Below are 22040 nucleotides of genomic sequence, written 5' to 3'. Positions count from 1 at the left end.
ACCATGAGCGAGACCCAAATCTACCACAATCCGCGCTGCTCCAAGAGTCGCGAAACCCTGGCCCTGCTGGAACAGCACGGGATCGCCCCTGATGTGGTGCTCTATCTGGAGCAGGCCCCGAGCGAAGATGAGATCCGCAACCTGCTCTCTCTGCTCGGTTTTAGCGATCCCCGCCAGCTGATGCGCACCAAGGAGGATCTCTACAAGGAGCTGGGATTGGCCGATGTCAGCGGTGATGCCCTTATTCGCGCCATGCACCAGCATCCCAAGCTGATCGAGCGTCCCATCGTCATCAAGAATGGTCAGGCCCGCATTGGTCGCCCGCCGGAGCAGGTGCTGGAGATCCTCAAGTGAGCACCCGCTTCGCACGTTGGCTGACTCTGGTCGGCTTCTTCGGTCTGCTGTGTTGGGTCATCCTCTGGCATCTGTGGCTGTCGCCCCATCCGGACCTCAACCCCTGGCTGCTGCCGGTGATCTGGACGGTGCCGCTGCTCTTCCCTCTCAAGGGGATAGTGCAGGGCAACCCCTACACCCACGCCTGGGGCAACTTCGTGTTGATGCCCTATTTCCTCCACGCCCTCACCCTGATCACCACGGATGAGGGGGAGCGGTGGCTGGCGGTGGTGGAGCTGGTCTTCACCACTCTCGCCTTTGTCGGCACCATCTATTACGCCCGACTGCGTGGCCGGGAACTTGGCTTAAGCATTCGCAAAAAGAAAGACGAAGCCAACTGATGACAAACGCCCCGCAAGGGGCGTTTTTTATGGGGAAGCAGCTCTATCCAGAGGGATCACTGTGCCCCTTGGGCTGCCCGATATTGGGCCAGCTGCTGCTGGCTAAATTCCATCAGCTGGGGATAGAAGCGCAGAAATCCCGCCTCGCATGTTTGCCACTGCGACTCATCGAGGGCCAGCAGCGCCTCTCCCAGTTGTACCGGGCGGCGCAGTCGGCGACCGATGCCATTTAGCGCTTGCCCCAGCCCCTCCCTGTGGCGGTAGGAGGCGATCCAGTTTTGCTCGGCCATCCGTTTGAGGGGGAGTGGCAGTCCGTCCGGCAGGCGTGGGTGATCCGCCAATAGCTGCTCATAACCGCGTTGCAGGAAGCGGGGCAGGGGCTCGGTGCTGAACAGTCCCCAGTGCAGGCTCAGCCAGTGGTCGTAGATCATATCCACCACTATGCCGCCAAAGCGGCGCCAGGGGGCCTCGAAACAGGCGACGGCCGCCTTGTGCTCGGGGTGGCTGTCTGTGAAAGCGTCAATTTTGCGGTGTAGCCAGATCCCCTCATCGAAGTGGGCGGCAAGCCCCGTGGGCAGCGTGCCTTTGACGAAATCGCCGAGCAGATTGCCGGTGAGAGAGCTTCGGGTGTGGGCAGCCAGATGGAGATGTGCCAGAAAATTCATCGGTCGCTGTGTGTCTGTTATGGGATGGCAAGGTGCTTCGAGCCTAACGGATCCCGCCCGCCTTGACCATGATCGGGATTTTGCTACTGCCCTACTGCTGCCTCTTGCCGGGCAAATTTGGGGCGTGCTAAGGTGATTGCCATCTTTGTCACAGGACGCGACAAACCACCATGATGCGCAAAGCCAGAGGCTTTTTTCTGGCCTTCTACTTCAAGCCTTTCTATCTCTCCGAGTGGTTCGACGAATAGATCGAACCTCTGGAGCAGTTCACTGACGCCCGCTCGGGCGTGATCTCGCTCATCCAGATTTTGCCGCTTTTGGTCATCGCATGCATTCGCCTGCGGTGCCTTGTCCGCGCTTGTGCGCTTTTTATGTAATGGAGTACACATGATGAAGATCAGACTGACCCTCTCAGCCCTGTTTGTTGCCAGCCTGCTGGCCACCCCCGCCATGGCCAAGGAGTGGAAAACCGTGCGTTTCGGGGTGGAGGGGGCCTACCCGCCCTTCTCCTGGACCGATGCGTCGGGCGAGATCAAGGGGTTTGATATCGATCTCGCCAATGCCCTGTGTCAGCAGATGGCGGTCAAGTGCGAGCTGGTGGCGCAGGATTGGGACGGCATGATCCCGGCCCTGCTGTCGCGCAAATACGATGCCATCATCGCCGCCATGTCGATCACCGACGAGCGGCGCCAGAAGGTCGACTTCACCGAGAAATATGCCCATATTCCCAATCGCTTTGTGGCGGCCAAGGGGACCGAGCTGACGCTGACCCCGGAAGGCATGGCGGGCAAGCGCATCGGGGTGCAGCGTGCCACCACCCACGACAAGTACCTGACCGACAATTTTGGCTCGAATGTCACCATAGTCCGCTACGGCAATGCCGATGAGGCTTATCTCGATCTGAAGGCGGGTCGGGTGCTGGCCCTGTTGGCCGATGCCTCTGCCATCGAGCAGGGGCTCCTTGGCAAAGAGGGGGGCGACAAGTTCGACTATGTGGGGCCCGCCCTGACCGATCGCCAGTGGTTTGGTGATGGTATGGGGATCGCCGTGCGCAAGAGCGATAAGGAGCTCAAGGGCAAGCTGGACGAGGCGATCAAGGCCTTGCGTGCCAACGGCACCTATCAGCAGATCAACCAGAAGTACTTCAAGTACGATATATATGGTGGTTGACGGGGGGAGGGAGCTTGCTCCCTCTCTTTTCATTGGGCAAGCGACAATCGTGCAAGGAGGATCGCCATGTTGACCCTGATCGAGGGAGCCGAGATCTTCAGCCCCACCCACCTTTGCCAGCAGGATCTGCTGGTGGCTGATGGCCGTATCGCCTGGATGGGCAAGGGGTTGACGGTGCCCACAAACTGGCCGCTGCATCGGGTCGATGGTCGTGGCCGCTATCTGATACCCGGGTTGGTGGATCCGCTGGCCCATATTACCGGCGGCGGCGGTGAGGGGGGCTTTGCCTTTCGCACCCCTGAGCTGGCGGCGAGCGAGGCGCTTATGGCCGGTGTCACCACCCTGGTGGCGGCGCTTGGCACCGACAGCCTGACCCGCACCCCCGCGCAGGTGCTCGGCAAGGTGCGCGAGTTTCGCGCCGCCGGGGTGAGCTCCTTTATGTATACCGGCTCCTACCATCTGCCGGTCAAGACCCTGACCGGCACGGTGGAGTCGGACATCATCCTGATCCCCGAGGTATTGGGGGTGGGGGAGGTGGCCATCAGCGACCACAGATCCAGTGCGCCGACCCACGATGAGCTGGCCAGGCTTGCCAGCGAGGCGCGGGTGGCAGGGCTGCTTGCGGGCAAGAGCGGGGTCAGCTTCTTCCATGTCGGGGATAGCAAGAAGGCATTGGCCCCCCTGCGGGCCCTGCGCGATAAGACCGACATTCCGCTGCGCCAGCTCTATCCCACTCACTGCAACCGCAACCCCTGGCTCTTTGCCGAGGCCATCGAGTGGGGCAAGGCGGGAGGTTGGGTAGATCTCACCACCTCGAGCTTTCCCGATCTGCTGGAGGATGGCGAGCGGCTTGCCGCCGATGCACTCGTCGAGCTGCTGGCCGCCAATGTGCCTGCCGAGCGCATCACCTTCAGCTCGGATGCCAACGCCAGCCTGCCGCGCTTTGATGGCGAAGGGCGGCTAATCGAGATGCGCTGCGGTCAGATTGCCAGCCTGTGGCTGCAGTGCGTGCGTGCGACCCGGCTCGGTGTCTCGCTGGAGAGGGCGTTGGCCGTGGTGACAAGCAATCCGGCGCAGGCGCTGGGGCTTGGCAGCAAGGGGCGTATCGGGGTCGGGCAGGATGCGGATCTGCTGCTGGTGCACGACCGGACGTTTGCTATCGAGCGAGTGATGAGTGGCGGCCAGTGGCGCGAATAAGGCTGCGGGCAATATCGCAGCCAGTGCGAGTGCGTGGTTGCTCCAAACAGCAAAAGCCCGACAACAAGGTCGGGCTTTTTTATCTGCAATGTGGAAATCAGGCTTAGAGCGCCAGAAACCCGAGGATCAGGATGGGGCCGAGCAGGCTCAGGATAAAGCCGGAGACAATGGCCACCGGCACCACCTGAATGCCCCCTGATTTCTGGATGACCGGCAGGGTGAAGTCCAGCGCCGTGGCGCCGCCGTAACCGATGGCCGCCGAGGGGTGGCGACGCATCAGGACCGGGATGATCAGAATGGCGATAAGCTCGCGCCCAAGATCGTTGATAAAGGCAGCAGAACCGAGCACCGGCCCCAGTTTGTCGGCCACCAGAATGCCGGAGAGCGAATACCAGCCGAAGCTCGAGCTCATCGCCAGACCATGGGCAAAGGGCATCCCCAGCAACTGGGCCGCCAGCAGGCTACCCAGCCAGCTGCTGAGGATGACGGTGGCGGCTATCTTCATCCCCCAGGGGTTGAGCAGGATCTGGCGCAGCCGCATGCCGGAGTTGCGCATCTGCACCCCGATGAGAAACAGCAGCAGCATCAGGGCCCATTCGCTCCACTTGTCGATGGGCAGGGCGCGCAGATCCACCAGCAACCCGAGCAGCACACCGCCGAGCACCACAAAGCAGAGCTGCAGGGATTCCCACAACAGGTGCAGCTTGCTCGGCATTTTGCTATCGCTCGCCTCGTGGGTCGGCGGCGTGCGCTTGTCGAGCCACCAGAGGGCCAGCAGGTTGCAGATCGTGATCGCGGTCAGCATCACCCCGGCGACCTTGAAGATCACCGCCAGATTGCTGCCCAGGTTCTCCACATAGGCAAGCCCGAGCCCCATCAGAAACAGAATGAGGTAGACCATCTTGCCCAGGCTCTGGTTGACCAGCTTGATCAGTCGGGCAGAGGAGAGGGGAACCAGATAGCCGATTGCCAGTGGCAACAGGATCAGCAACACATTGAGCAGCATCGAGGCCTCGATCACAAAAACTGATAAAAACACCACCTTATCATTACTTATTGGCTCTGTGTCACATATCTCTCGCTTTCATGGCCAAAAACAGCCCTTTTAGAGGCGGATTGTTACTTTTTTGCCACAACCTCTCTGTTTGATAAGGTTCTGTGCGAGCCCGAGTGCACCAATGAAATCAAGTCGATCCGATCGGGGGGCTGATATTTCGCTCGGCAAGGGGGTGCATAAAGCCATTTTGGTGCCGGTTTGGCACACATCACGCTTTTCTCTTGCCACTGATATGATTGGGGTATAAAAAGGCGTTATCGGAATAGCCATTGAAACGGCTGTTTATGCAAACAAAGTGCTGAAAAATACGCAAAGAGCGAATAAAAATAGAGCGAATCCCCTGAAGACCCTCGTTCTGTATTGTTTTTTCACTATCCGGGTGATATTTTCGCTGAAGGTTGCCATCGGTTAACTTTTTGTTAAATGGACGATGGTTGAGTCACGCCCCCTGCGGCGTCTAGGGACAGACAAGGTTGTAATGGATGAGCGACGTTGCCGCACTGGAAGTACGTGATCTGCACAAATATTTTGGCACCCACGAAGTGCTCAAGGGCATCGACATGACCGCCCACAAGGGGGATGTGATCTCCCTTATCGGCTCCTCCGGCTCGGGGAAGTCGACCTTTCTTCGCTGTATCAATCTGCTCGAAACCCCCTCATCCGGCACCGTCTCGCTCCATGGCGAGCTGATCCGGATGAAAACCAGCCGCGCCGGCGAGCGGTTGCCGGAAGATATGCGTCAGGTGGAGCGGATCCGCAGCCGACTGGCCATGGTGTTTCAAAGTTTCAATCTCTGGTCACACATGACCATCATGCAGAACATCATCGAAGTGCCGATCCAGGTGCTCAAGGTACCTCGCGCCGAAGCACTGGCCAAGGCAGAGCAACTGCTCAACCGGGTTGGACTCTGGGAGCGGCGTGACTACTATCCCGGCCACCTCTCCGGTGGTCAGCAGCAGCGGGCCGCCATCGCCCGTGCGCTGGCGGTAGAGCCCGAGGTGATGCTGTTTGACGAACCCACCTCGGCGCTGGATCCCGAGCTGGTGGGGGAGGTGCTCGGCCTGATGCGCGAGCTGGCCGAAGAGGGGCGCACCATGCTGGTGGTGACCCACGAGATGTCGTTTGCCCGGGATGTATCGAACAAGGTGATGTTTCTGCATCAGGGGCGGGTGGAAGAGGAGGGCAACCCCAAGGAGATTTTCGCCCATCCCAAATCCGAGCGGTTCAAGCAATTCATCTCCTCCATCTACTGATGGCGGGATGCCTGGTTACCCAATCAACTGTTTTATCAAGGAGAGATACATGAACAAGCTGATGCTGGCGACAGCCGTAGTTACTGCCCTCGCTTCCGGTAGCCTGATGGCCAAGGAGTGGAAAGAGGTCCGGATCGGGGTTGAGGGTGCCTATCCCCCCTTCTCCTGGACCGAGCCCAGTGGCGAGGTGAAAGGTTTTGATATCGACATCGCCAACGCCCTGTGCGAAGAGATGAAAGTGAAGTGCACCCTGGTCAAGCAGGACTGGGACGGCATCATTCCGGCGCTGTTGTCGCGCAAGTTTGACGCCATCATCGCCACCATGGACATCACAGAAGAGCGCAAGAAGAAGGTGGACTTCACCCAGAAGTACCAGCACATTCCGGCCCGCTTCGCCGCCAAAAAGGGCACTGATGTGCAGCTCGACAAAGCCTTTATGGAAGGCAAGTCCGTCGCGGTGCAGCGTGCGACCTCCATGGATACCTTTATTACCGACAACTTCCCCAACGCCACCATCAAGCGTTACGGTACCGCCGATGAAGCCTATCTCGATCTGAAATCCGGTCGTGTGGACTATGTGCTGGCCGACTCTGCCGCCATCACCGACGGTCTGCTGAAGAAAGAGGGGGGTGATGCCTTTGAATTCGTCGGCCCGAAACTGACCGATCCCAAGTGGTTTGGCGAGGGTGCCGGTATTGCGGTGCGCAAGGCTGACAAGGATCTGAAAGAGAAATTCAACGCCGCCATTCTGGCGCTGCGTGCCAACGGCAAGTACAAGGAAATCAACGACAAGTACTTCGAATTCGACGTTTACGGAGAGTAAAACAAAGAGACGTTTACGGCGAGTAAGTCCAAAGACGTCTACGGCAAGTAACGACAGATTGATCCCGTCAGTAGTCATCGGGCCCGTCACCTCCCTGAGGGAGTTTACGGGCCCGCATTGATTGCAATGGAGCTGCACATATTTCATTCGGACTGCTATGGAGCCTTCTGGTTAGCAGGTGCGTGAAGATTCAGTGGCGATGGAGCTGCATATGTTTGATTTGAAAGGATACGAAGCCTCGCTGCTGGAGGGCGCCTGGGTTACCCTGGAAGTGGCGCTGGCCTCCCTGCTGCTGGCGTTGCTGCTGGGGATGTTGGGGGCGCTGGCCAAACTCTCTCCTTACAAGTGGGCCCGGGCCATCGCCACCGGCTACACCACCATTATTCGCGGTATCCCCGATCTGGTGCTGATGATGCTGCTCTTCTTTGGCGGCCAGGTGCTGATCAACGGCATCTGCACCTGGGTCAACGAGGCTTACAACAACTGGTTGCTGGAAAGCAATCCCAATCAGGAGTGGGTCTCCCTGCTTCCGGACTATATCGACATCAGCCCCTTTGTGGCCGGTGTCGCGACCATCGGTTTTATCTTCGGCGCCTACATGACCGAGACCTTTCGCGGCGCCATTCTGGCGGTGGACAAAGGCGAGCTGGAGGCCGCACGGGCCTTTGGCATGAGGGCAACCCAGGTGTTTGTGCGGATCCTCTTTCCCCAGATGATGCGCCACGCTCTGCCGGGGTTTGGCAACAACTGGCTGGTGCTGCTGAAAACCACCGCGCTGGTTTCCATCATCGGCCTCGATGACATGGTGCGCAAAGCCTCGCTGGCGGCGGGCTCGACCCAGCAACCCTTCACCTTCTACATGGCGGTGGCGCTGATCTTCCTGATCTTCACCGCAGTCTCCACCTCGGCGCTCAAGTGGGCCGAGCGTCATTACGCCATCAAGACGAGGTAAGCCATGGATTTCTCAATCATTCTCAAAGAGTGGCCCACCTACTGGGAGGGGCTCTATACCACCGTCTGGCTGGTGGCCCTCTCTCTGATCCTTGGGTTAATGCTGGCGGTGCCCATGGGCATCCTGCGCAATAGCCGCAACTGGCTGATCAAGGGGCCGATCTGGGCCTATATCTACTTCTTTCGCGGTACCCCGCTGCTGGTGCAGCTCTTTATCATCTACTACGGCGCCGCCCAGTGGGAGTGGCTGAAGAACAGTGCCGCCTGGTCGCTCTTCTCCGAAGCCTGGTTCTGTGCGCTGCTGGCTTTCACCCTCAATACCGCCGCCTATACCGCCGAGATCGTGCGCGGAGCGGTGCACAATATGCCGCGCGGCCAGATTGAGGCAGCCAACGCCTTTGGCATGACCCGCTGGCAGACCCTGACCCGGATCATTTTGCCCAACTCGTTTCGTCGGGCACTGCCGGCTTACAGCAACGAGGTGATCTTCATGCTGCAGGGCTCGGCGGTGGCGGGCATCATCACCATCGTCGATCTGACCGGCGCGGCGCGGATCATCAACTCTCGCTACTACAGTCCGTTCGAGGCGTTTTTGACCGCAGGGCTGCTCTATATGCTGCTCACCTTTGTCATCGTCTGGCTGTTCAAGAAGTGGGAAGCGCGCTGGCACGCTCACCTGCGCCCGCGCAATGTGTAAGGGTTGAGCTGCCAAGATGAGCGAAAATGGCTCCGCCTGTTGCAGGCGGGGCCATTTTTTATCTTCATCCTCTGCCCGCCCGGTTTGCCAAATGGCGGATGAGCAGGGAGAATGCAGCACTCCCGAGCGCAGTCAGTCGTTGGCTGCATGCCTTATTCCCCAGTTCCCGAGGTTTTATGTACCGGATATTGTTTGAGCATCCCGCTTTCCTGGTTATCGACAAGCAGCCCGGCATCGGCATGCACGACGAGAAGGACGACGGTGAGTCGGTCAATTCGGGGCTGGTCAATCGCGTGAAGGCCGATACCGGGCTCACTCTCTATCCGGTACACCGGCTCGACAAGATGACCTCCGGCTTGGTGCTGCTGGCCCGCACCACAGAGGCGAACCGTGAGCTGAGCATGGCTTTTGCGGCCCGTGAGGTGAGCAAACAGTATCTGGCGCTCTCCGATCGCAAACCCAAGAAGAAACAGGGTTGGGTGAAGGGGGATATGCAAAAGGGGCGCGGTGGCAGCTGGATGCTGGCGCGCACGCTGGAGAATCCTGCCATCAGCTGGTTTGATTCGGTGTCGGTGCGCGAGGGGCTGCGGCTCTATCGCATCAAGCCCCAGACCGGCAAAACCCACCAGATCCGGGTTGCCCTCAAAAGTATCGGCGCCCCCATTCTCGGGGATGAGCGCTATGGCGGCACGCCAGCCGATCGCGGCTATCTGCATGCCTGGCGATTGAGTTTTACGCTAGCGGGCGAGCCGTTCGACTTTGTATGTCCGCCCGATGTGGGGAGTGAATTTGTCACTCCTGAGCTCACGGCAGCCATCTCAGCCCTTGCGCCCTGATGCTTATGCGCCCAGCGTCCGACGCCATTATCCATTCAGCGAAAGAGCGTGATCCTGACGGACGTGCACCGCGCTGGATCCTGGCCGACTTTGACGACACCCTGGCCCCCGGCGACAGCCATGCCGGTCTGCTGCGCTATATCCTGCGCCGCCGGATCTGGCCGCTGCTGCTGTTGCCAGTGATTGCGCTGGGTGGCTTGGTCTATCTTCTACCCAGCCAGCGGCGGCGCGGTATCTCCCTTATCTGGTGGGCCATCACGCTTTGGCTCTCTCCCCTCGGTTGGCGCAAGCTGGTGCGCGCCTATTGCCGCACCAGGCCGGGGCTGTATCGTCAGGCTCGCGAATTGCTGCAAAACGAGGGGGCGCGCTGCTGGGTGATCTCCGCCAGTCCCTGCGCGCTGGTGCGAGCCCAGCTCTATCAGCAACTGCCCGGCCAGTTGCCCCACCGGATCATTGGCTCGCAGATGCACTACCGTTTTGGCGGCCTGATGCCGCGCTTCTATTGCCACGGCCAGCACAAGCTGTTGCCGGAGATCTGTGCCCTCGATGCCGAATTGGCCTTGAGCGACAGCCTGCACGATCTGCCGCTGCTGGGGTTGGGGAAAGAGGCGTGGCTGATCAATCCAACGCCCACGCGACTGCAAAAAGCCCGGGCCCGCTTGCCCCATCTGCTGGTCAAAAACTGGCAACTGTAATGCAAAGCTGACAGTCCTGCGGGGCGTCACCGTTTGATCCGCAAGGCTGCAGCTTGAATGTCACAATCCATTTACATTCTTTGCTGCCAGCTGCGAAAAACTATCTGCAACCCGCCTCTTCTCTTCCTGCTACGCCCTGCTTCTAATGAAACAAGTTGTTAACACTTGCCGCGCCGCTGGGTGCCGCAATCCGTTTTAACCGAATCAAGAGCAAGGAGCGCCCGATGAATGCCACCTCTTCCGCCACCCATACCATCAATCCGTTAGGCACTGACGGTTTCGAGTTTGTCGAGTACACGGCCCCCGATGCCAAGGGGATTGCCGCCCTCAAGAGCCTGTTCGTTTCGCTCGGGTTTGCCGAGGTCGCCAAGCACAAACACAAGCAGTGCTGGCTCTACCGGCAGGGGGATATCAACTTCGTGGTCAATGCTGAGCCTCACTCCCAGGCGGAGCAGTTTGCCAGCCTGCATGGGCCGAGCGTTTGCGGCATGGCATTTCGGGTGAGCGATGCGGGCAAAGCCCAGCAGTACGCCATCGCCAAGGGGGCCAAGCCCTTTGTCGGCAAGATTGGCCCGATGGAGCTCAATATTCCCGCCATCTACGGTATCGGCGAGAGCACGCTCTCCTTCGTCGACCGTTATGGCGACAAGGGCTCCATCTATGACGTGGATTTTGTTTTCTACCCTGACTGGCAGGCCCGGATGGCAGAGGTGGATGCAGGTCTCATCGAAATCGATCACCTGACCCACAACGTCCATCGCGGCAATATGGATGTCTGGTCCAATTTCTACGAGCGGATCGGCAACTTCCGTGAAATTCGCTACTTCGATATCGAGGGCAAGCTGACCGGGCTGCACTCCCGTGCCATGACCGCGCCTTGTGGCAAGATCCGCATCCCCATCAACGAGTCGGCGGATGACAAGTCCCAGATTGAGGAGTATCTGCGCCAGTACAAGGGGGAGGGTATCCAACACATCGCCATGGCCTCCAGCGATATCTACCACACCATCCGCACCCTGCGCAGCCGCGGTACCGGCTTTATGCCGACCCCGGATACCTACTACGAGAAGGTGAATAGCCGGGTCGAGGGGCATCAGGAGGATCTGGCGGCCCTCAAAGAGCTGCGCATCCTCATCGACGGCTCCCCCACCAAGGATGGCATCCTGCTGCAGATCTTTACCGATACCGTGATTGGCCCGGTCTTCTTCGAGATCATCCAGCGCAAGGGTAACGAAGGGTTTGGCGAGGGCAATTTCAAGGCACTGTTTGAATCGATCGAGCTGGACCAGATCCGCCGTGGCGTGCTGGATGGCGCCGAGGATGAGAAGGGTGCCCGCAAAGAGGGAGCGAGCGATGCGTAACTGGATTAACTTCCCCCATCGGGAGGGAACCCACTCCCGGCAGGCCCATGCCGACCTGCCGGAGCAGGCTATCTATGAGCGCGAGCTGGGGCGCAGCGGCTTTTTCGGCCCAGCTACCCACATGCACCACAAGCATGCCCCCACCGACTGGAGCAGTTGGGAGGGGCCGCTGCGACCACGGCTGTTTGACCTCAATGCCCTGCAGGAGGAGGTGAGTTCCCTCTCTCCCTGGGTGGCTCCCGACATTCTCAGCAACCCCCACTGCCGCTATCGCATCTGGCGGCTTTCTGAGGCGATGCCGTTTCTGGTGCGCAATGCCGACGGTGACGAGCTGCTCTTTATCCACGAGGGGGGTGGCGAGTTCTTCTGCGACTACGGCCACCTGACTCTTCGCGATGGCGACTACGTGGTGATCCCCCGTGGCACCATGTGGCGCATTGAGCCGACGGCGCCCCTGTTCATCCTGATGATCGAGGCGACCAACGACAGCTATCAGCTACCGGACAAGGGGTTGGTGGGCAATCACGCCATCTTCGACCCAGCGGCGCTCGATGTGCCCGCCATCAACGAGCGCTTTTTGGCCCAGCAGGATGAGAATCCCTGGTCGCTGCAGGTGAAGCGCCACGACGAGATTAGCGTCATCACCTGGCCCTTCAACCCGCTGGATGCGCAGGGGTGGCACGGCGACTTGTGCGTGGTGCGCCTCAACTGGCGGGATATCCGCCCGCTGATGAGCCACCGCTACCATCTGCCGCCGTCGGCTCATTCGACCTTTGTGGCGAGCCGCTTCGTGATTTGTACCTTCGTGCCGCGCCCCATCGAGAGTGACCCCGGCGCCCTCAAGGTGCCCTTCTATCACAGCAATGACGATTACGACGAAGTGCTCTTCTACCATGCAGGGGACTTCTTCAGCCGGGACAATATCGAGCGGGGCATGGTTACCTTCCACCCTGCCGGTTTCACCCATGGCCCCCATCCCAAGGCGTTTGCGGCGGGGCAGGCCTATGCCAAGAAGTTCACCGACGAGGTGGCGGTCATGCTAGACACCCGCGATGCGCTGAACGTCGGCAGCCTGTGTGAAGGGATCGAGAACACCCGGTATGTCTCCAGCTGGCAACGCCCGGACGCGGCTGCCGGCAAATAAGGAATCGCTTATGAAATTGGCAACATTAAACAATGGCAAGCGCGATGGCGCTTTGGTGGTGGTGAACCGGGATCTGACCCGGGCGGTACGGGTGAGCGAGATTGCCCCGACGTTGCAGGCCGCCCTCGACGAGTGGGCCGAGGTTGCCCCCAGGCTGGAGGCTGTCTATCAGCAGCTTAACGAGGGCCGCGTGGCCGAGGCGTTCCCCTTTGACGAAGCGTCTTGCCTCTCTCCGTTGCCGCGCGCCTATCAGTGGGCCGATGGCAGCGCCTACGTCAACCACGTGGAGCTGGTGCGCAAGGCGCGCGGCGCCGAGATGCCGGAGAGCTTCTGGCACGATCCGCTGATGTATCAGGGGGGCTCCGACAGCTTTTTGGCTCCCCGTGGGCCGATTGTCATGGGATCGGAGGAGTGGGGGATCGATTTCGAGTCGGAGGTGGCCATCATCACCGACGACGTGCCGATGGGGGTGAGCCCGCAGGGGGCCGCCAGCCACGTCAAATTGCTGATGCTGGTCAACGACGTGAGCCTGCGTAACCTCATTCCGGGCGAGCTGGCCAAGGGCTTTGGCTTCTTCCAGTCCAAACCGTCCAGCGCCTTCTCGCCGGTGGCCATCACCCCGGACGAGCTCGGCGATGACTGGCGTGATGGCAAAGTGCATCTGCCGCTTCTGACCCACCTCAACGGTGCCCTGTTCGGTGCGCCCGAAGCCGGGGTGGACATGACCTTCAGCTTCTTCGAGCTGATTGCCCACGCCGCCAAGACCAGACCGCTCGGGGCAGGCTGCATCATCGGCTCCGGCACCGTCTCCAACTACGATCGCAGCGCCGGCTCATCCTGCATCGCCGAGCGCCGCATGCTGGAAATTCTTGATTGTGATCAAGCTATAACCCCCTATTTGCAGTTTGGTGATAGAGTGTCGATCGCGATGGAAGATCGCTCTGGCCAAAACCTGTTTGGCACTATCTCTCAACAGGTGGTGTCAGCGAACGGTCAGGGAGGTTGATGGCCAGCGCCGGTTGGCGGCAAGCATATTCGGGATATGTCCGGATCACGACGAGCCCTCAACCGGTGCCGGATACACAAGGAGGCAGGTGGTGAGCACCTGCCGGGCTTCGGGCCCAGATAAGATGCAGGGACAGATTATGTTGCAGTTGTTTGGCTATTGGCGTTCGTCGGCAAGTTTTCGGGTGCGGATCGTGTTGCAGCTCAAGGGGCTCGCCTATGAGCAGCACCCCATCAATTTGCGGCAAGGCGAGCAGAGCGAGAAGGCCTATCGCCGGATCAACCCCCAAGGGCTGGTGCCGTTTCTGGTGGATGGCGATGTGCAGATCGGTCAGTCGGTCGCCATCATGGAGTACCTTGACGAGACCTATCCCGCCTATTCTCTGATGCCCTCTTCCCCCGACGCGCGGGCCCGAGTGCGCCAGATCGTCAACATGATCGCCTGCGATATTCACCCGCTCAACAATCTGCGGGTACTCAACTATCTGGAAGAGCACTTCAGGGCCAACAACGAGCAGGAGGCCCGCTGGTATCGCCACTGGATTGACGAGACCTTCACCGCCCTCGAACAGCTGTTGATGACCACCGCCGGTGTCTACTGCGTCGGCAACGAAGTGACCCTGGCCGACTGCATGCTGGTGCCCCAGGTCTACAACGCCCGCCGCTACGACATGACCCTGGACGATTACCCCACTATCCGCCGCATCGTCGCCAACTGCGAACAGTTGCAAGCCTTTATCAAGGCCGCCCCCGCAAACCAGCCGGATGCGCAGTGACCTACTGACTTGAATCGCGGGATGGCGTCAGCACGCCATCCCGCGCGTTATATCTCCTCATCTCTTTATTTCCCTTCTGTATGCGCCTTGCGTGCCTTGTGTTGACGGCTGAATGTCGCCAAGGATCCTGCACTTGTCACACTTATCAACATTTTGCATCGATTGAGTCTTTATTGTTGGTGTTTTGGGCTGTCAGTCACACTCAAGTCAGTTGATTGGGCCTAGTATCGCCACGCCAGCGGGACAGCGGAAAGCAGAAATGCGCACAGGTCGCCTATCAGGGGGCCTGGCTACCTCCCTGGTTTCCATGGTTTATTCGCACTGCTCTTTTTCGTGTTTACGGTTTGATGGCCCGCACTGTCCGGCCCGTGTCACCGCGCAGATCCCTTGTGACAGCGGCAGGTTGACTGGCGCGCCACCGCTTATTTGCAACCACTCTGTGCAACAAGGAGATCTCATGTATTCCTTCAAAAAGTGCGTCGTCGCACTCTCCATCAACCTTGCTCTCTTCTCGTCGGCGTTCGCCTGTACCACCTTGCTGGTCGGCAGTGAAGCCAGCGCCGATGGCTCCATGATGGTGGCCCGCAGCGCCGACAGCGATGCCCTGAAAGCCCAGCATTTCGTGATCCATCCGGCCAAGCAGGGGCAGAGCGGTATGCACAGCTCCAAGGCTCACAATGGCGCCAATGATTTCAGCTACCCCTTGCCGAAAAACTCCCTGCGCTATACCACGGTACCGAACTGGAAGACCCAGCTGCATGGCGCCACCGGGTTCAACGAGAAGGGAGTCGGGGTGAGCGGCACCGAGTCCATTTTTGCCTCACCCGAAGCGCTCGCCTTTGACCCCTATGTGGAAGATAAGGGGATCACCGAGGATGACATTCCCGATGTGTTGCTCTCCCGGTCCACATCGGCCCGCGAGGCGATCTCGTTGCTTGGCAACATCATCGAGACCATAGGCGCGGGAGAGGGATTTGGTGTCGCCGTGGTGGATGATAACGAGCTCTGGTATCTGGAGACTGCCACCGGCCATCACTGGATGGCGCAGCGTCTGCCGAAAAATCACTACTTTGCCACCGGCAATCAGGGCCGCCTGCAGCAGTACGATCCCGCCAGTGCCGATATGATGGGATCGAAAAATCTGATCGAATTTGCCACCGAGAAGGGGCTCTACCATCCGCAAAAGGATGGGGCGTTCAACTTCTCGAAAGCCTATACCCGCGATGACGAGCGGGACCGCACCTATAACGATCCGCGGGTCTGGACCATCCAGCAGATGTTCAACCCCTCGCTCAAGCAGGCGGTGGATGCCGGTCGTCAGTTCCCGGTCACCCTCGCCCCCGAGAAGAAGATGACGCTGGAGGAGGTCAAGGCGGTGCTGCGCAATCACTATGACGGCACCGAACACGATCCCTACAGCAAGGGGTTGAACGGTCAGGAGCCGTGGCGCCCAGTCAGTGTGTTCCGTACCTACGAGTCCCACGTGATGCAGGTACGCCCCTGGATGCCGCGTGAGGTGGGGGAGGTGACCTATGTGGGCCTCGGCATGGCAGATCTGACCGCCTTCGTTCCCTACTACAGCGGTCTGGAAGCCTATCCGGCGCACTATGCCATGGGTAGCGACAAGGCCGACAGCGACTCCATCTACTGGAAATATCGCAAGCTGCAGACCCTGATAATGACCGATTACCCCAAATTGGCCCCCATAGTGAAGCAGGCTTACCAGAGCTGGGAGGCGAAGATTGCCAAAGAGCAGAAAGAGATGGAAGCCAACTATCTGAAAACGGTCAAAACCGACAAGGCCGCCGCCAACAGCATGCTCAACGACTTCAATCTGCGGGTGATGAAGGAGGCCGAAATGCTGACCGACGATCTCACCAACCAGATCTTCACGGTGCGCACCCAGGATATTCAGGCCGATATCTTCTTCGCCAACAAGGCGAAAAGGGATTAACCGCGACGCACTCATCATGTCAAAGAGGGGCCCCGACGGTCAGCCTGAGCGGTCGCCGGGCAGATCGGTTTCTCTGATCACTTTCCCACTATCGATGCCGGAGCCTGTGCTCTGGCATTTTTCCTTTATGACATACCGCCAATGTGTCTGGCCCGGGCAGTGGATTTCGCTACCCGATACGAAAGCAGAGACTTTCATTCAGGTTTTTATTTCGCCTTTCAGCATATCAGGCATGTGATCAGCTACCCACTTTTGGTTATCTGATGGCTTTTATGCAGCTTTTCTGTGTTATTTATCACTACCCATTGATTCGACTGTGATGGGCACTCTCTTTATCCATCTCATTTTTTCTCGTTAATCCAAGGCGTTATCGCTTCATCAGACGGCTGTTTGCAGAAAAAGGCGGCTGCTTTCGGAATAAGGCGACCGCGCCGCCGGATCTCGTCACGGCATCATATCCGTCACTACTCACAGGACTACCGCAATGCATATTGTCGACAGATTTTTGGGATACACCGCCATCAATACCACCACCAATCGTGAAGCGGGCGCCGCCGGGGTAATGCCCTCCTCCCCGGGGCAGCGGGTGCTGGCTGACAAGGTGGCAGAGGAGCTGATCGCCCTGGGGTTGACCGTGGAGGTGGCGGATAACGCCATCCTGACCGCCACACTTCCTGCCAATGTGGGCGGGGATCTGCCCACCGTGGCCTTCTTTGCTCATCTCGATACCAGTGCTGAACACACCAACGATACCCATGCCCAAGTAGTGGCCTATGAAGGGGGCGATATCTGCCTCAATGCCGACCAGCAGATCACCCTGCGTCTGAGCGAGTTCCCCGAGCTGGCCAACTATGTCGGTGATCGGATCATCGTGACCGACGGCACCAGCCTGCTGGGGGCCGATGACAAGGCGGCCATCGCCGCCATCGTCAATGCGGTTGCCTATCTGCAGGCATATCCGGAGATCCCCCACGGCACCATCAAAATTGGTCTGGTACCTGACGAGGAGCAGGGATTGCGCGGGGCCAAGGCGTTCGATACCGAACGTTTTGGCGCTGACTTCGCCTATACCCTCGACTGCTGCGGCATTGGCGAGCTGGTCTATGAGAACTGGAATGCGGGGGATGCGGAGTTTGTCTTTCACGGTGCCTCGGCCCACCCCATGTCGGCCAAGGGCAAGCTGAAGAACTCGCTGCTGATGGCGCACAAGTTTATCGCCATGCTGCCGGGGGGCGAAGCGCCCGAATATACCGAGGGGCGCGAGGGTTACTACTGGGTCAAGCAGATGCAGGGCAACAGCGCCAACACAGTGCTCAAGCTGGATGTGCGCGACTTCACCGAGCAGGGGTATCAGCAACGAATGACCCTGCTCGATACCCTCGGCAAGAGCTGTCAGGCCCTGTGGGGTGAGCAGAGCGTGAGTTACCACTTGAGCGATCGCTACAGCAATGTCTTCAACAGCCTGCAGGGGGAGAACCGCTACCCCATCGAGCTGGCGCTGGCCGCTTACGAGACGCTGGGGATCACCCCCAAGCCTATCCCGATGCGCGGTGGTTATGATGGCGCTGTGCTCTCCCAGAAGGGATTGCCCTGCCCGAACCTCTTCACCGGTGCCCACAACTTTCACTCCATCTACGAGTACCTGCCGGTTAAATCCCTCGAGGCGGCCAGTGCCGTGGTGATCGAGATCATCAAGCTCACCCACGCCCGTTTCAGCCGCTAAGGAGTCGTCATGTTTCAGGTAGTTATTGCAGTGCTGGTCATCGTGCTGGTGGCCAGACTGATTCTCAAAGGCTATCGGGCCGAGCCGGTGCTGTTTGCCGCCGGTCTGGTGCTGATGGTGGCAAGCCAGCTGGCAGGGTGGGGGAGTGTGCTGCCCAAAGGGGTCGAGAGCACCGGAATTGCCCTGTTCGATCCCTTCGAGGTGATGCGGGATCTCTTCAGCTCGCGGGCGGCCGATCTTGGCTTGATGATCATGGCGCTGATGGGCTTTGCCCATTACATGGATCATATCGGTGCCAACGATGCGGTGGTGTGCATTGCGATTCGTCCACTGCGCCGGTTGCGCTCCCCCTATGTGTTGCTGTTCTTCTCCTACCTGCTGGCCAGCGCGCTGCAACTGGCGATCCCCTCGGCGACTGGTCTGGCGGTACTGTTGATGGCGACCCTGTTCCCCATCATGGTAGGGCTTGGCCTCTCTGCGGCCTCGTCGGCCGGGGTGATTGCTACCTCCCTCGGGGTGGCTTATACCCCGACCGCTATCGACGCCATCCGTGCAACCGATGCGGTGGGCATGGGCCACAACGTGATCGAGTATGTCTATACCTATCAGGGCCCTGCCGCGCTGGCGACAGTGCTGGTGGTGGGCTTGATGCACGTATTTTGGCAACGTCGTTGCGATCTGCAGGACGGACACCCGCATCAGGGCGCGGCTACGGTGGATGAGTCGGCGCAACAGGTCGGAGTCCCCGGCTTTTATGCCATTTTGCCGATGCTGCCCATCATCATGGCGGTGGGCTTCTCTTCACTGTTTGTCGATCACATCAAGCTCAACGTCATCACCATAGTGATGATCTCGATGTTTATCAGCATGGTGGTCGAGGCAGCCAGAACCCGTGACATGAAACAGGTGTGTGGTGGTTTCAGCCACTTCCTCAACGGCATGGGGTCAGCGTTCAGCAACGTGGTGGGGCTGCTGGTGGCGGCGGGGATCTTCGCTCACGGCATCAAGGTGCTGGGGGTGATCGATATCCTGATCGTCGGCGCCGAACATGTGGGACTGCCCGCCTTTGCCATGGCGATCGTTTTTGCTCTGGTGACGCTGGTTGCCGCCATCATCATGGGCTCTGGCAATGCGCCCTTCCTTGCCTTTGTCGAGCTGATCCCGCAGATCGCCGCCAGCATGGGGGTCAATACCGCCGCCATGATCCTGCCGATGCAGCAGGCCTCCCACATGGGGCGAGCCATGTCGCCAGTCTCCGGGGTGATTATCGCCGTCTCCAGCGGTGCCAAGCTGACCCCGTTCGCGGTGATCAAGCGCACCTCGGTACCACTGATGGTCGGTTTTGTCTTCCATACCCTGATCGTGGGGATCTTCTATCTGTAACGATGGATAGTGTGCACATGACGAAAAGCCTTCACGAGAGTGAAGGCTTTTTTTTGTCTAACGGTTTCGATAACGGTTGAGCCTGCTTGGCTAAAAACGGTACTCGATGTGGAGGGTATAGCTGTCCAGCCCCGGGTTCTTGTCATACATATAGGCGTTGGACATGTGCTCATACTGATAGCCGATCAGCCAATTCTTGGTGATGGCGTAACCGAGGCCGATACCCAGGGCGAACTGGAAGGGGCCGCCGTAATCCTTGTAGCCGTTGCCGCGAGTGCCAAATTGGTACTGATCGAGCCAGACCATTTCGCCGGGGAGCCAGGTTACCCAGTTACCCCATTGGCATTCGATACGGGCGCCGCCCCCCAGTCTGGCGCTCTTTTCATCTTCTACCTTGAGCATACCGCCACGTACCCCCAGCCCAAATTGGCAGCCTGAGTCTCCCCAACGCCAGAATATGTGATGGAACTTGGCGTCGGCGATGTTGATGTCGAGCTTTTCATTGCTGAAGGCCCTGCCAAGCTGCAGTACCACGATATTGTCATTGGCCATTGCAGACGGACTGGCGAGCAGTGCTGTCAGCAGGGCGATCCTTGATAGAGTGTTAGCGTCCATGCCCCCTCCCGATCCTTGTTGTCATCCTGGTGATCCTGTTGATCACCCTTCAGGCATAGTCAATCGACGCGCTCCCTGTCAATGCATGGTCACTCGGTAAAAAAATTAAATATTTATGAAAAATCAACTATCTGCGATGGTCTGATGTGATTTGGCAGGCGTGACCGCGGGGAGATGAAAAAGCCCTTCACCATGGTGAAGGGCTTTTTGCTATCTGGCGTTATCCGCTCGGGTGAACCCGTTCGGGCTTAGTAGCCCTGCTGGTGCACGTCCATTACGGCGCGGCCTGACGGGTCGGCCATCTCCTTGAACTTGGCATCCCACTCCAGCGCGGTAGGAGTGGAGCAGGCGACCGACTTGCCGTAGGGTACGGTGCGGGCGGCGGCTTCCAGCGGGAAGTGCTCGTCGAAGATGGCGCGGTAGAAGTAGGCCTCTTTGGTGAGCGGAGTGTTGATGGGGAAGCGGAAGGCGGCCGCCTCGAACATCTGATCCGTCACTTCCTGTTCCACCATGGCTTTCAGGCTGTCGATCCACGAATAACCGACGCCATCGGAGAACTGCTCCTTCTGGCGCCATGCCACTTCGTGGGGCAGCAGGTCCTCGAACGCTTCGCGCAGAATGTGCTTCTCGATCTTGCCCTTGCCACACATCTTGTCGGCAGGTTGCAGGCGCATCGCCACGTCCATGAACTCCTTGTCGAGGAAGGGCACACGACCTTCCACACCCCAGGCGGCCATCGACTTGTTGGCGCGCAGGCAGTCATAGAGATGCAGTGAGGCGAGCTTGCGCACGTTCTCTTCGTGGAACTCTTTAGCGTTGGGCGCCTTGTGGAAGTAGAGGTAGCCACCGAACAGCTCGTCGGAGCCTTCGCCGGAGAGCACCATCTTGATCCCCATCGCCTTGATGTAGCGGGCCATCAGATACATCGGGGTGGAGGCACGGATGGTGGTGACGTCATAGGTCTCTAGGTGATAAATGACGTCGCGCAGGGCATCCAGACCCTCCTGCACGGTGAAGTGGATCTGGTGGTGGATGGTACCGAGGTGATCAGCCACCTTGCGGGCGGCGGCGAGATCCGGCGACCCTTCCAGCCCGACGGCGAAGGAGTGCAGTTGCGGCCACCAGGCTTCGCTCTTGCCATCGTCCTCGATGCGGCGCGCCGCATAGAGCTTGGTAATGGCGGAGATGACGGAGGAGTCCAGCCCGCCGGAGAGCAGCACGCCATAGGGCACGTCGCACATCAGCTGGCGCTTGACCGCAGCTTCCAGCGCGGCTTTCAGCTCGGCCTTGTCGCTGACGTTGTGCTCGACCGCGCTGTACTCCATCCAGTCGCGCTTGTACCACTGTTTGAGCTCGCCATCCTTGCTCCACAGATAGTGTCCCGGCGGGAAGGTTTCGACGCTCTTGCAGACCGGCACCAGCGCCTTCATTTCGGATGCGACATAGAAGTTGCCGTGCTCGTCACGACCGGTATAGAGGGGGATGATCCCCATGTGGTCGCGACCAATCAGGTAGGCATCCTGTTCGGCGTCATAAAGGATGAAGGCAAAGATGCCGTTGAGATCGTCGAGAAACGCCGGGCCCTTCTCCTTGTAGAGAGCTAGCAGCACTTCACAGTCGGATTTGGTCTGGAACTGGAAGTCGACCTTGAGGGTCTTTTCCAGCTCTTTGTGGTTGTAGATCTCGCCGTTGACCGCCAGCACATGGGTGCGCTCGGGGTTGTAGAGCGGCTGGGCGCCATTGCCCGGGTCGACGATGGCCAGACGCTCGTGCACCAGAATGGCTTTGTCGGAGCTGTAAACGCCGGACCAGTCAGGCCCGCGGTGACGAAGTCGCTTGGACATCTCCAGCGCCGATTTGCGCAGGGCTACTGCATCGGACTTGATATCCAGAATGCCGAAAATTGAACACATTGGCGGTAATCCTCTTGATTTTTATATGAGCCCCCCACGTTTGGGCTCGAAATTCCATTTACATTCCTCGTCAGACACAATGCCTAGC

At 59.2% G+C, this 22040-nt stretch carries 21 protein-coding genes; 17 read left to right on the top strand and 4 right to left on the bottom strand.

Annotation, left to right across the window (positions count from 1 at the left end):
- The first annotated feature begins 3 nt into the window (after positions 1 to 3).
- Positions 4 to 354 (top strand): arsenate reductase (glutaredoxin), encoded by a 351-nt coding sequence (gene arsC, locus NOM06_RS04335; protein WP_042657676.1) that lies wholly within the window; start codon positions 4 to 6, stop codon positions 352 to 354.
- A complete protein-coding gene (locus NOM06_RS04330; protein ID WP_005352922.1) occupies positions 351 to 734 on the top strand; it encodes a DUF2069 domain-containing protein in 384 nt (127 codons plus the stop codon). The genes arsC and NOM06_RS04330 overlap by 4 nt, the downstream gene beginning before the upstream one ends.
- Before the next feature lie 56 nt (positions 735 to 790).
- Here the strand turns inward: NOM06_RS04330 and NOM06_RS04325 are convergent, their stop codons facing one another.
- On the bottom strand, positions 791 to 1399 hold the full coding sequence (locus NOM06_RS04325; RefSeq protein ID WP_255910014.1) for an ACP phosphodiesterase: 609 nt from the start codon (positions 1397 to 1399) through the stop codon (positions 791 to 793).
- A gap of 387 nt (positions 1400 to 1786) precedes the next feature.
- Here NOM06_RS04325 and NOM06_RS04320 point away from each other — a divergent pair, with 387 nt between their 5' ends.
- The gene (locus tag NOM06_RS04320) at positions 1787 to 2569 is read left to right on the top strand and encodes an ABC transporter substrate-binding protein (protein WP_019445361.1); all 783 of its coding nucleotides are present in this window, start codon (positions 1787 to 1789) and stop codon (positions 2567 to 2569) included.
- Between the two features lie 66 nt (positions 2570 to 2635).
- Positions 2636 to 3766 (top strand): beta-aspartyl-peptidase, encoded by a 1131-nt coding sequence (gene iadA / locus NOM06_RS04315; protein ID WP_255910013.1) that lies wholly within the window; start codon positions 2636 to 2638, stop codon positions 3764 to 3766.
- A gap of 103 nt (positions 3767 to 3869) precedes the next feature.
- Here iadA and NOM06_RS04310 read toward each other — a convergent pair whose 3' ends face one another.
- Complete coding sequence (locus NOM06_RS04310; protein WP_236340441.1) at positions 3870 to 4772, bottom strand: lysine exporter LysO family protein; 903 nt, start codon at positions 4770 to 4772, stop codon at positions 3870 to 3872.
- A gap of 533 nt (positions 4773 to 5305) precedes the next feature.
- Here NOM06_RS04310 and NOM06_RS04305 point away from each other — a divergent pair.
- The 13 genes from NOM06_RS04305 to dcuC all read left to right on the top strand — a co-directional run bounded on the left by NOM06_RS04305 (position 5306) and on the right by dcuC (position 19424).
- A complete protein-coding gene (locus NOM06_RS04305) occupies positions 5306 to 6076 on the top strand; it encodes an ABC transporter ATP-binding protein (RefSeq protein ID WP_005337310.1) in 771 nt (256 codons plus the stop codon).
- 49 nt (positions 6077 to 6125) lie between these two features.
- Positions 6126 to 6899, top strand: a complete 774-nt coding sequence (locus tag NOM06_RS04300; RefSeq protein WP_005337307.1) for an ABC transporter substrate-binding protein — start codon at positions 6126 to 6128, stop codon at positions 6897 to 6899.
- Positions 6900 to 7110: 211 nt separating this feature from the next.
- Positions 7111 to 7851, top strand: coding sequence for an ABC transporter permease (locus NOM06_RS04295; protein ID WP_042053114.1), 741 nt, complete (start codon positions 7111 to 7113; stop codon positions 7849 to 7851).
- A 3-nt stretch (positions 7852 to 7854) separates the two neighbouring features.
- Positions 7855 to 8547, top strand: coding sequence for an ABC transporter permease (locus NOM06_RS04290; protein ID WP_005337302.1), 693 nt, complete (start codon positions 7855 to 7857; stop codon positions 8545 to 8547).
- Positions 8548 to 8723: 176 nt separating this feature from the next.
- A complete protein-coding gene (locus NOM06_RS04285) occupies positions 8724 to 9383 on the top strand; it encodes a TIGR01621 family pseudouridine synthase (protein ID WP_255910012.1) in 660 nt (219 codons plus the stop codon).
- On the top strand, positions 9383 to 10078 hold the full coding sequence (locus NOM06_RS04280; protein WP_255910011.1) for a haloacid dehalogenase-like hydrolase: 696 nt from the start codon (positions 9383 to 9385) through the stop codon (positions 10076 to 10078). The genes NOM06_RS04285 and NOM06_RS04280 overlap by 1 nt, the downstream gene beginning before the upstream one ends.
- A 224-nt stretch (positions 10079 to 10302) precedes the next feature.
- Entirely contained in the window at positions 10303 to 11439 is a 1137-nt protein-coding gene (hppD, locus tag NOM06_RS04275) for a 4-hydroxyphenylpyruvate dioxygenase (RefSeq protein ID WP_206875344.1), read from the top strand.
- Positions 11432 to 12583 carry a homogentisate 1,2-dioxygenase gene (locus tag NOM06_RS04270; RefSeq protein ID WP_047438604.1) on the top strand — a complete coding sequence of 384 codons (1152 nt, stop codon included), beginning with the start codon at positions 11432 to 11434 and terminating at the stop codon, positions 12581 to 12583. Before hppD ends, NOM06_RS04270 begins: the two co-directional genes overlap by 8 nt.
- 10 nt (positions 12584 to 12593) lie before the next feature.
- Complete coding sequence (locus tag NOM06_RS04265) at positions 12594 to 13589, top strand: fumarylacetoacetate hydrolase family protein (protein WP_255910010.1); 996 nt, start codon at positions 12594 to 12596, stop codon at positions 13587 to 13589.
- Positions 13590 to 13728: 139 nt separating this feature from the next.
- On the top strand, positions 13729 to 14364 hold the full coding sequence (gene maiA / locus NOM06_RS04260) for a maleylacetoacetate isomerase (protein ID WP_005361400.1): 636 nt from the start codon (positions 13729 to 13731) through the stop codon (positions 14362 to 14364).
- Positions 14365 to 14821: 457 nt separating this feature from the next.
- The gene (locus NOM06_RS04255) at positions 14822 to 16318 is read left to right on the top strand and encodes a C69 family dipeptidase (protein WP_255910009.1); all 1497 of its coding nucleotides are present in this window, start codon (positions 14822 to 14824) and stop codon (positions 16316 to 16318) included.
- 484 nt (positions 16319 to 16802) lie between these two features.
- Positions 16803 to 18041 (top strand): peptidase T, encoded by a 1239-nt coding sequence (gene pepT / locus NOM06_RS04250; RefSeq protein ID WP_255910008.1) that lies wholly within the window; start codon positions 16803 to 16805, stop codon positions 18039 to 18041.
- 9 nt (positions 18042 to 18050) lie between these two features.
- Complete coding sequence (gene dcuC / locus NOM06_RS04245; protein ID WP_255910007.1) at positions 18051 to 19424, top strand: C4-dicarboxylate transporter DcuC; 1374 nt, start codon at positions 18051 to 18053, stop codon at positions 19422 to 19424.
- Positions 19425 to 19514: 90 nt separating this feature from the next.
- Here the strand turns inward: dcuC and NOM06_RS04240 are convergent, their stop codons facing one another.
- Complete coding sequence (locus NOM06_RS04240; protein WP_255910006.1) at positions 19515 to 20039, bottom strand: acyloxyacyl hydrolase; 525 nt, start codon at positions 20037 to 20039, stop codon at positions 19515 to 19517.
- A 248-nt stretch (positions 20040 to 20287) separates the two neighbouring features.
- On the bottom strand, positions 20288 to 21952 hold the full coding sequence (gene asnB / locus NOM06_RS04235; protein ID WP_005344767.1) for an asparagine synthase B: 1665 nt from the start codon (positions 21950 to 21952) through the stop codon (positions 20288 to 20290).
- Between the last annotated feature and the right edge of the window lie 88 nt (positions 21953 to 22040).

It is taken from the genome of Aeromonas sp. JL9, assembly GCF_024436075.1.
Lineage (GTDB): Bacteria > Pseudomonadota > Gammaproteobacteria > Enterobacterales > Aeromonadaceae > Aeromonas > Aeromonas veronii.
The sequence above is the reverse complement of the archived record's forward strand: the minus strand, read 5'-3'. Positions and strand labels throughout refer to the sequence as shown.

Bases quoted from the DNA above. Each gene is read 5' to 3' on its own strand.
- NOM06_RS04255 (WP_255910009.1), top strand. From the start codon at position 14,822: ATGTATTCCTTCAAAAAGTGCGTCGTCGCACTCTCCATCAACCTTGCT.
- NOM06_RS04325 (WP_255910014.1), bottom strand. From the start codon at position 1,399: ATGAATTTTCTGGCACATCTCCATCTGGCTGCCCACACCCGAAGCTCT.
- iadA (WP_255910013.1), top strand. From the start codon at position 2,636: ATGTTGACCCTGATCGAGGGAGCCGAGATCTTCAGCCCCACCCACCTT.
- NOM06_RS04270 (WP_047438604.1), top strand. From the start codon at position 11,432: ATGCGTAACTGGATTAACTTCCCCCATCGGGAGGGAACCCACTCCCGG.
- NOM06_RS04290 (WP_005337302.1), top strand. From the start codon at position 7,855: ATGGATTTCTCAATCATTCTCAAAGAGTGGCCCACCTACTGGGAGGGG.
- NOM06_RS04310 (WP_236340441.1), bottom strand. From the start codon at position 4,772: ATGCTGCTCAATGTGTTGCTGATCCTGTTGCCACTGGCAATCGGCTAT.
- NOM06_RS04305 (WP_005337310.1), top strand. From the start codon at position 5,306: ATGAGCGACGTTGCCGCACTGGAAGTACGTGATCTGCACAAATATTTT.
- pepT (WP_255910008.1), top strand. From the start codon at position 16,803: ATGCATATTGTCGACAGATTTTTGGGATACACCGCCATCAATACCACC.
- NOM06_RS04300 (WP_005337307.1), top strand. From the start codon at position 6,126: ATGAACAAGCTGATGCTGGCGACAGCCGTAGTTACTGCCCTCGCTTCC.
- dcuC (WP_255910007.1), top strand. From the start codon at position 18,051: ATGTTTCAGGTAGTTATTGCAGTGCTGGTCATCGTGCTGGTGGCCAGA.
- NOM06_RS04280 (WP_255910011.1), top strand. From the start codon at position 9,383: ATGCTTATGCGCCCAGCGTCCGACGCCATTATCCATTCAGCGAAAGAG.
- NOM06_RS04265 (WP_255910010.1), top strand. From the start codon at position 12,594: ATGAAATTGGCAACATTAAACAATGGCAAGCGCGATGGCGCTTTGGTG.
- hppD (WP_206875344.1), top strand. From the start codon at position 10,303: ATGAATGCCACCTCTTCCGCCACCCATACCATCAATCCGTTAGGCACT.
- NOM06_RS04285 (WP_255910012.1), top strand. From the start codon at position 8,724: ATGTACCGGATATTGTTTGAGCATCCCGCTTTCCTGGTTATCGACAAG.
- NOM06_RS04320 (WP_019445361.1), top strand. From the start codon at position 1,787: ATGATGAAGATCAGACTGACCCTCTCAGCCCTGTTTGTTGCCAGCCTG.
- NOM06_RS04240 (WP_255910006.1), bottom strand. From the start codon at position 20,039: ATGGACGCTAACACTCTATCAAGGATCGCCCTGCTGACAGCACTGCTC.
- arsC (WP_042657676.1), top strand. From the start codon at position 4: ATGAGCGAGACCCAAATCTACCACAATCCGCGCTGCTCCAAGAGTCGC.
- NOM06_RS04295 (WP_042053114.1), top strand. From the start codon at position 7,111: ATGTTTGATTTGAAAGGATACGAAGCCTCGCTGCTGGAGGGCGCCTGG.
- maiA (WP_005361400.1), top strand. From the start codon at position 13,729: ATGTTGCAGTTGTTTGGCTATTGGCGTTCGTCGGCAAGTTTTCGGGTG.
- asnB (WP_005344767.1), bottom strand. From the start codon at position 21,952: ATGTGTTCAATTTTCGGCATTCTGGATATCAAGTCCGATGCAGTAGCC.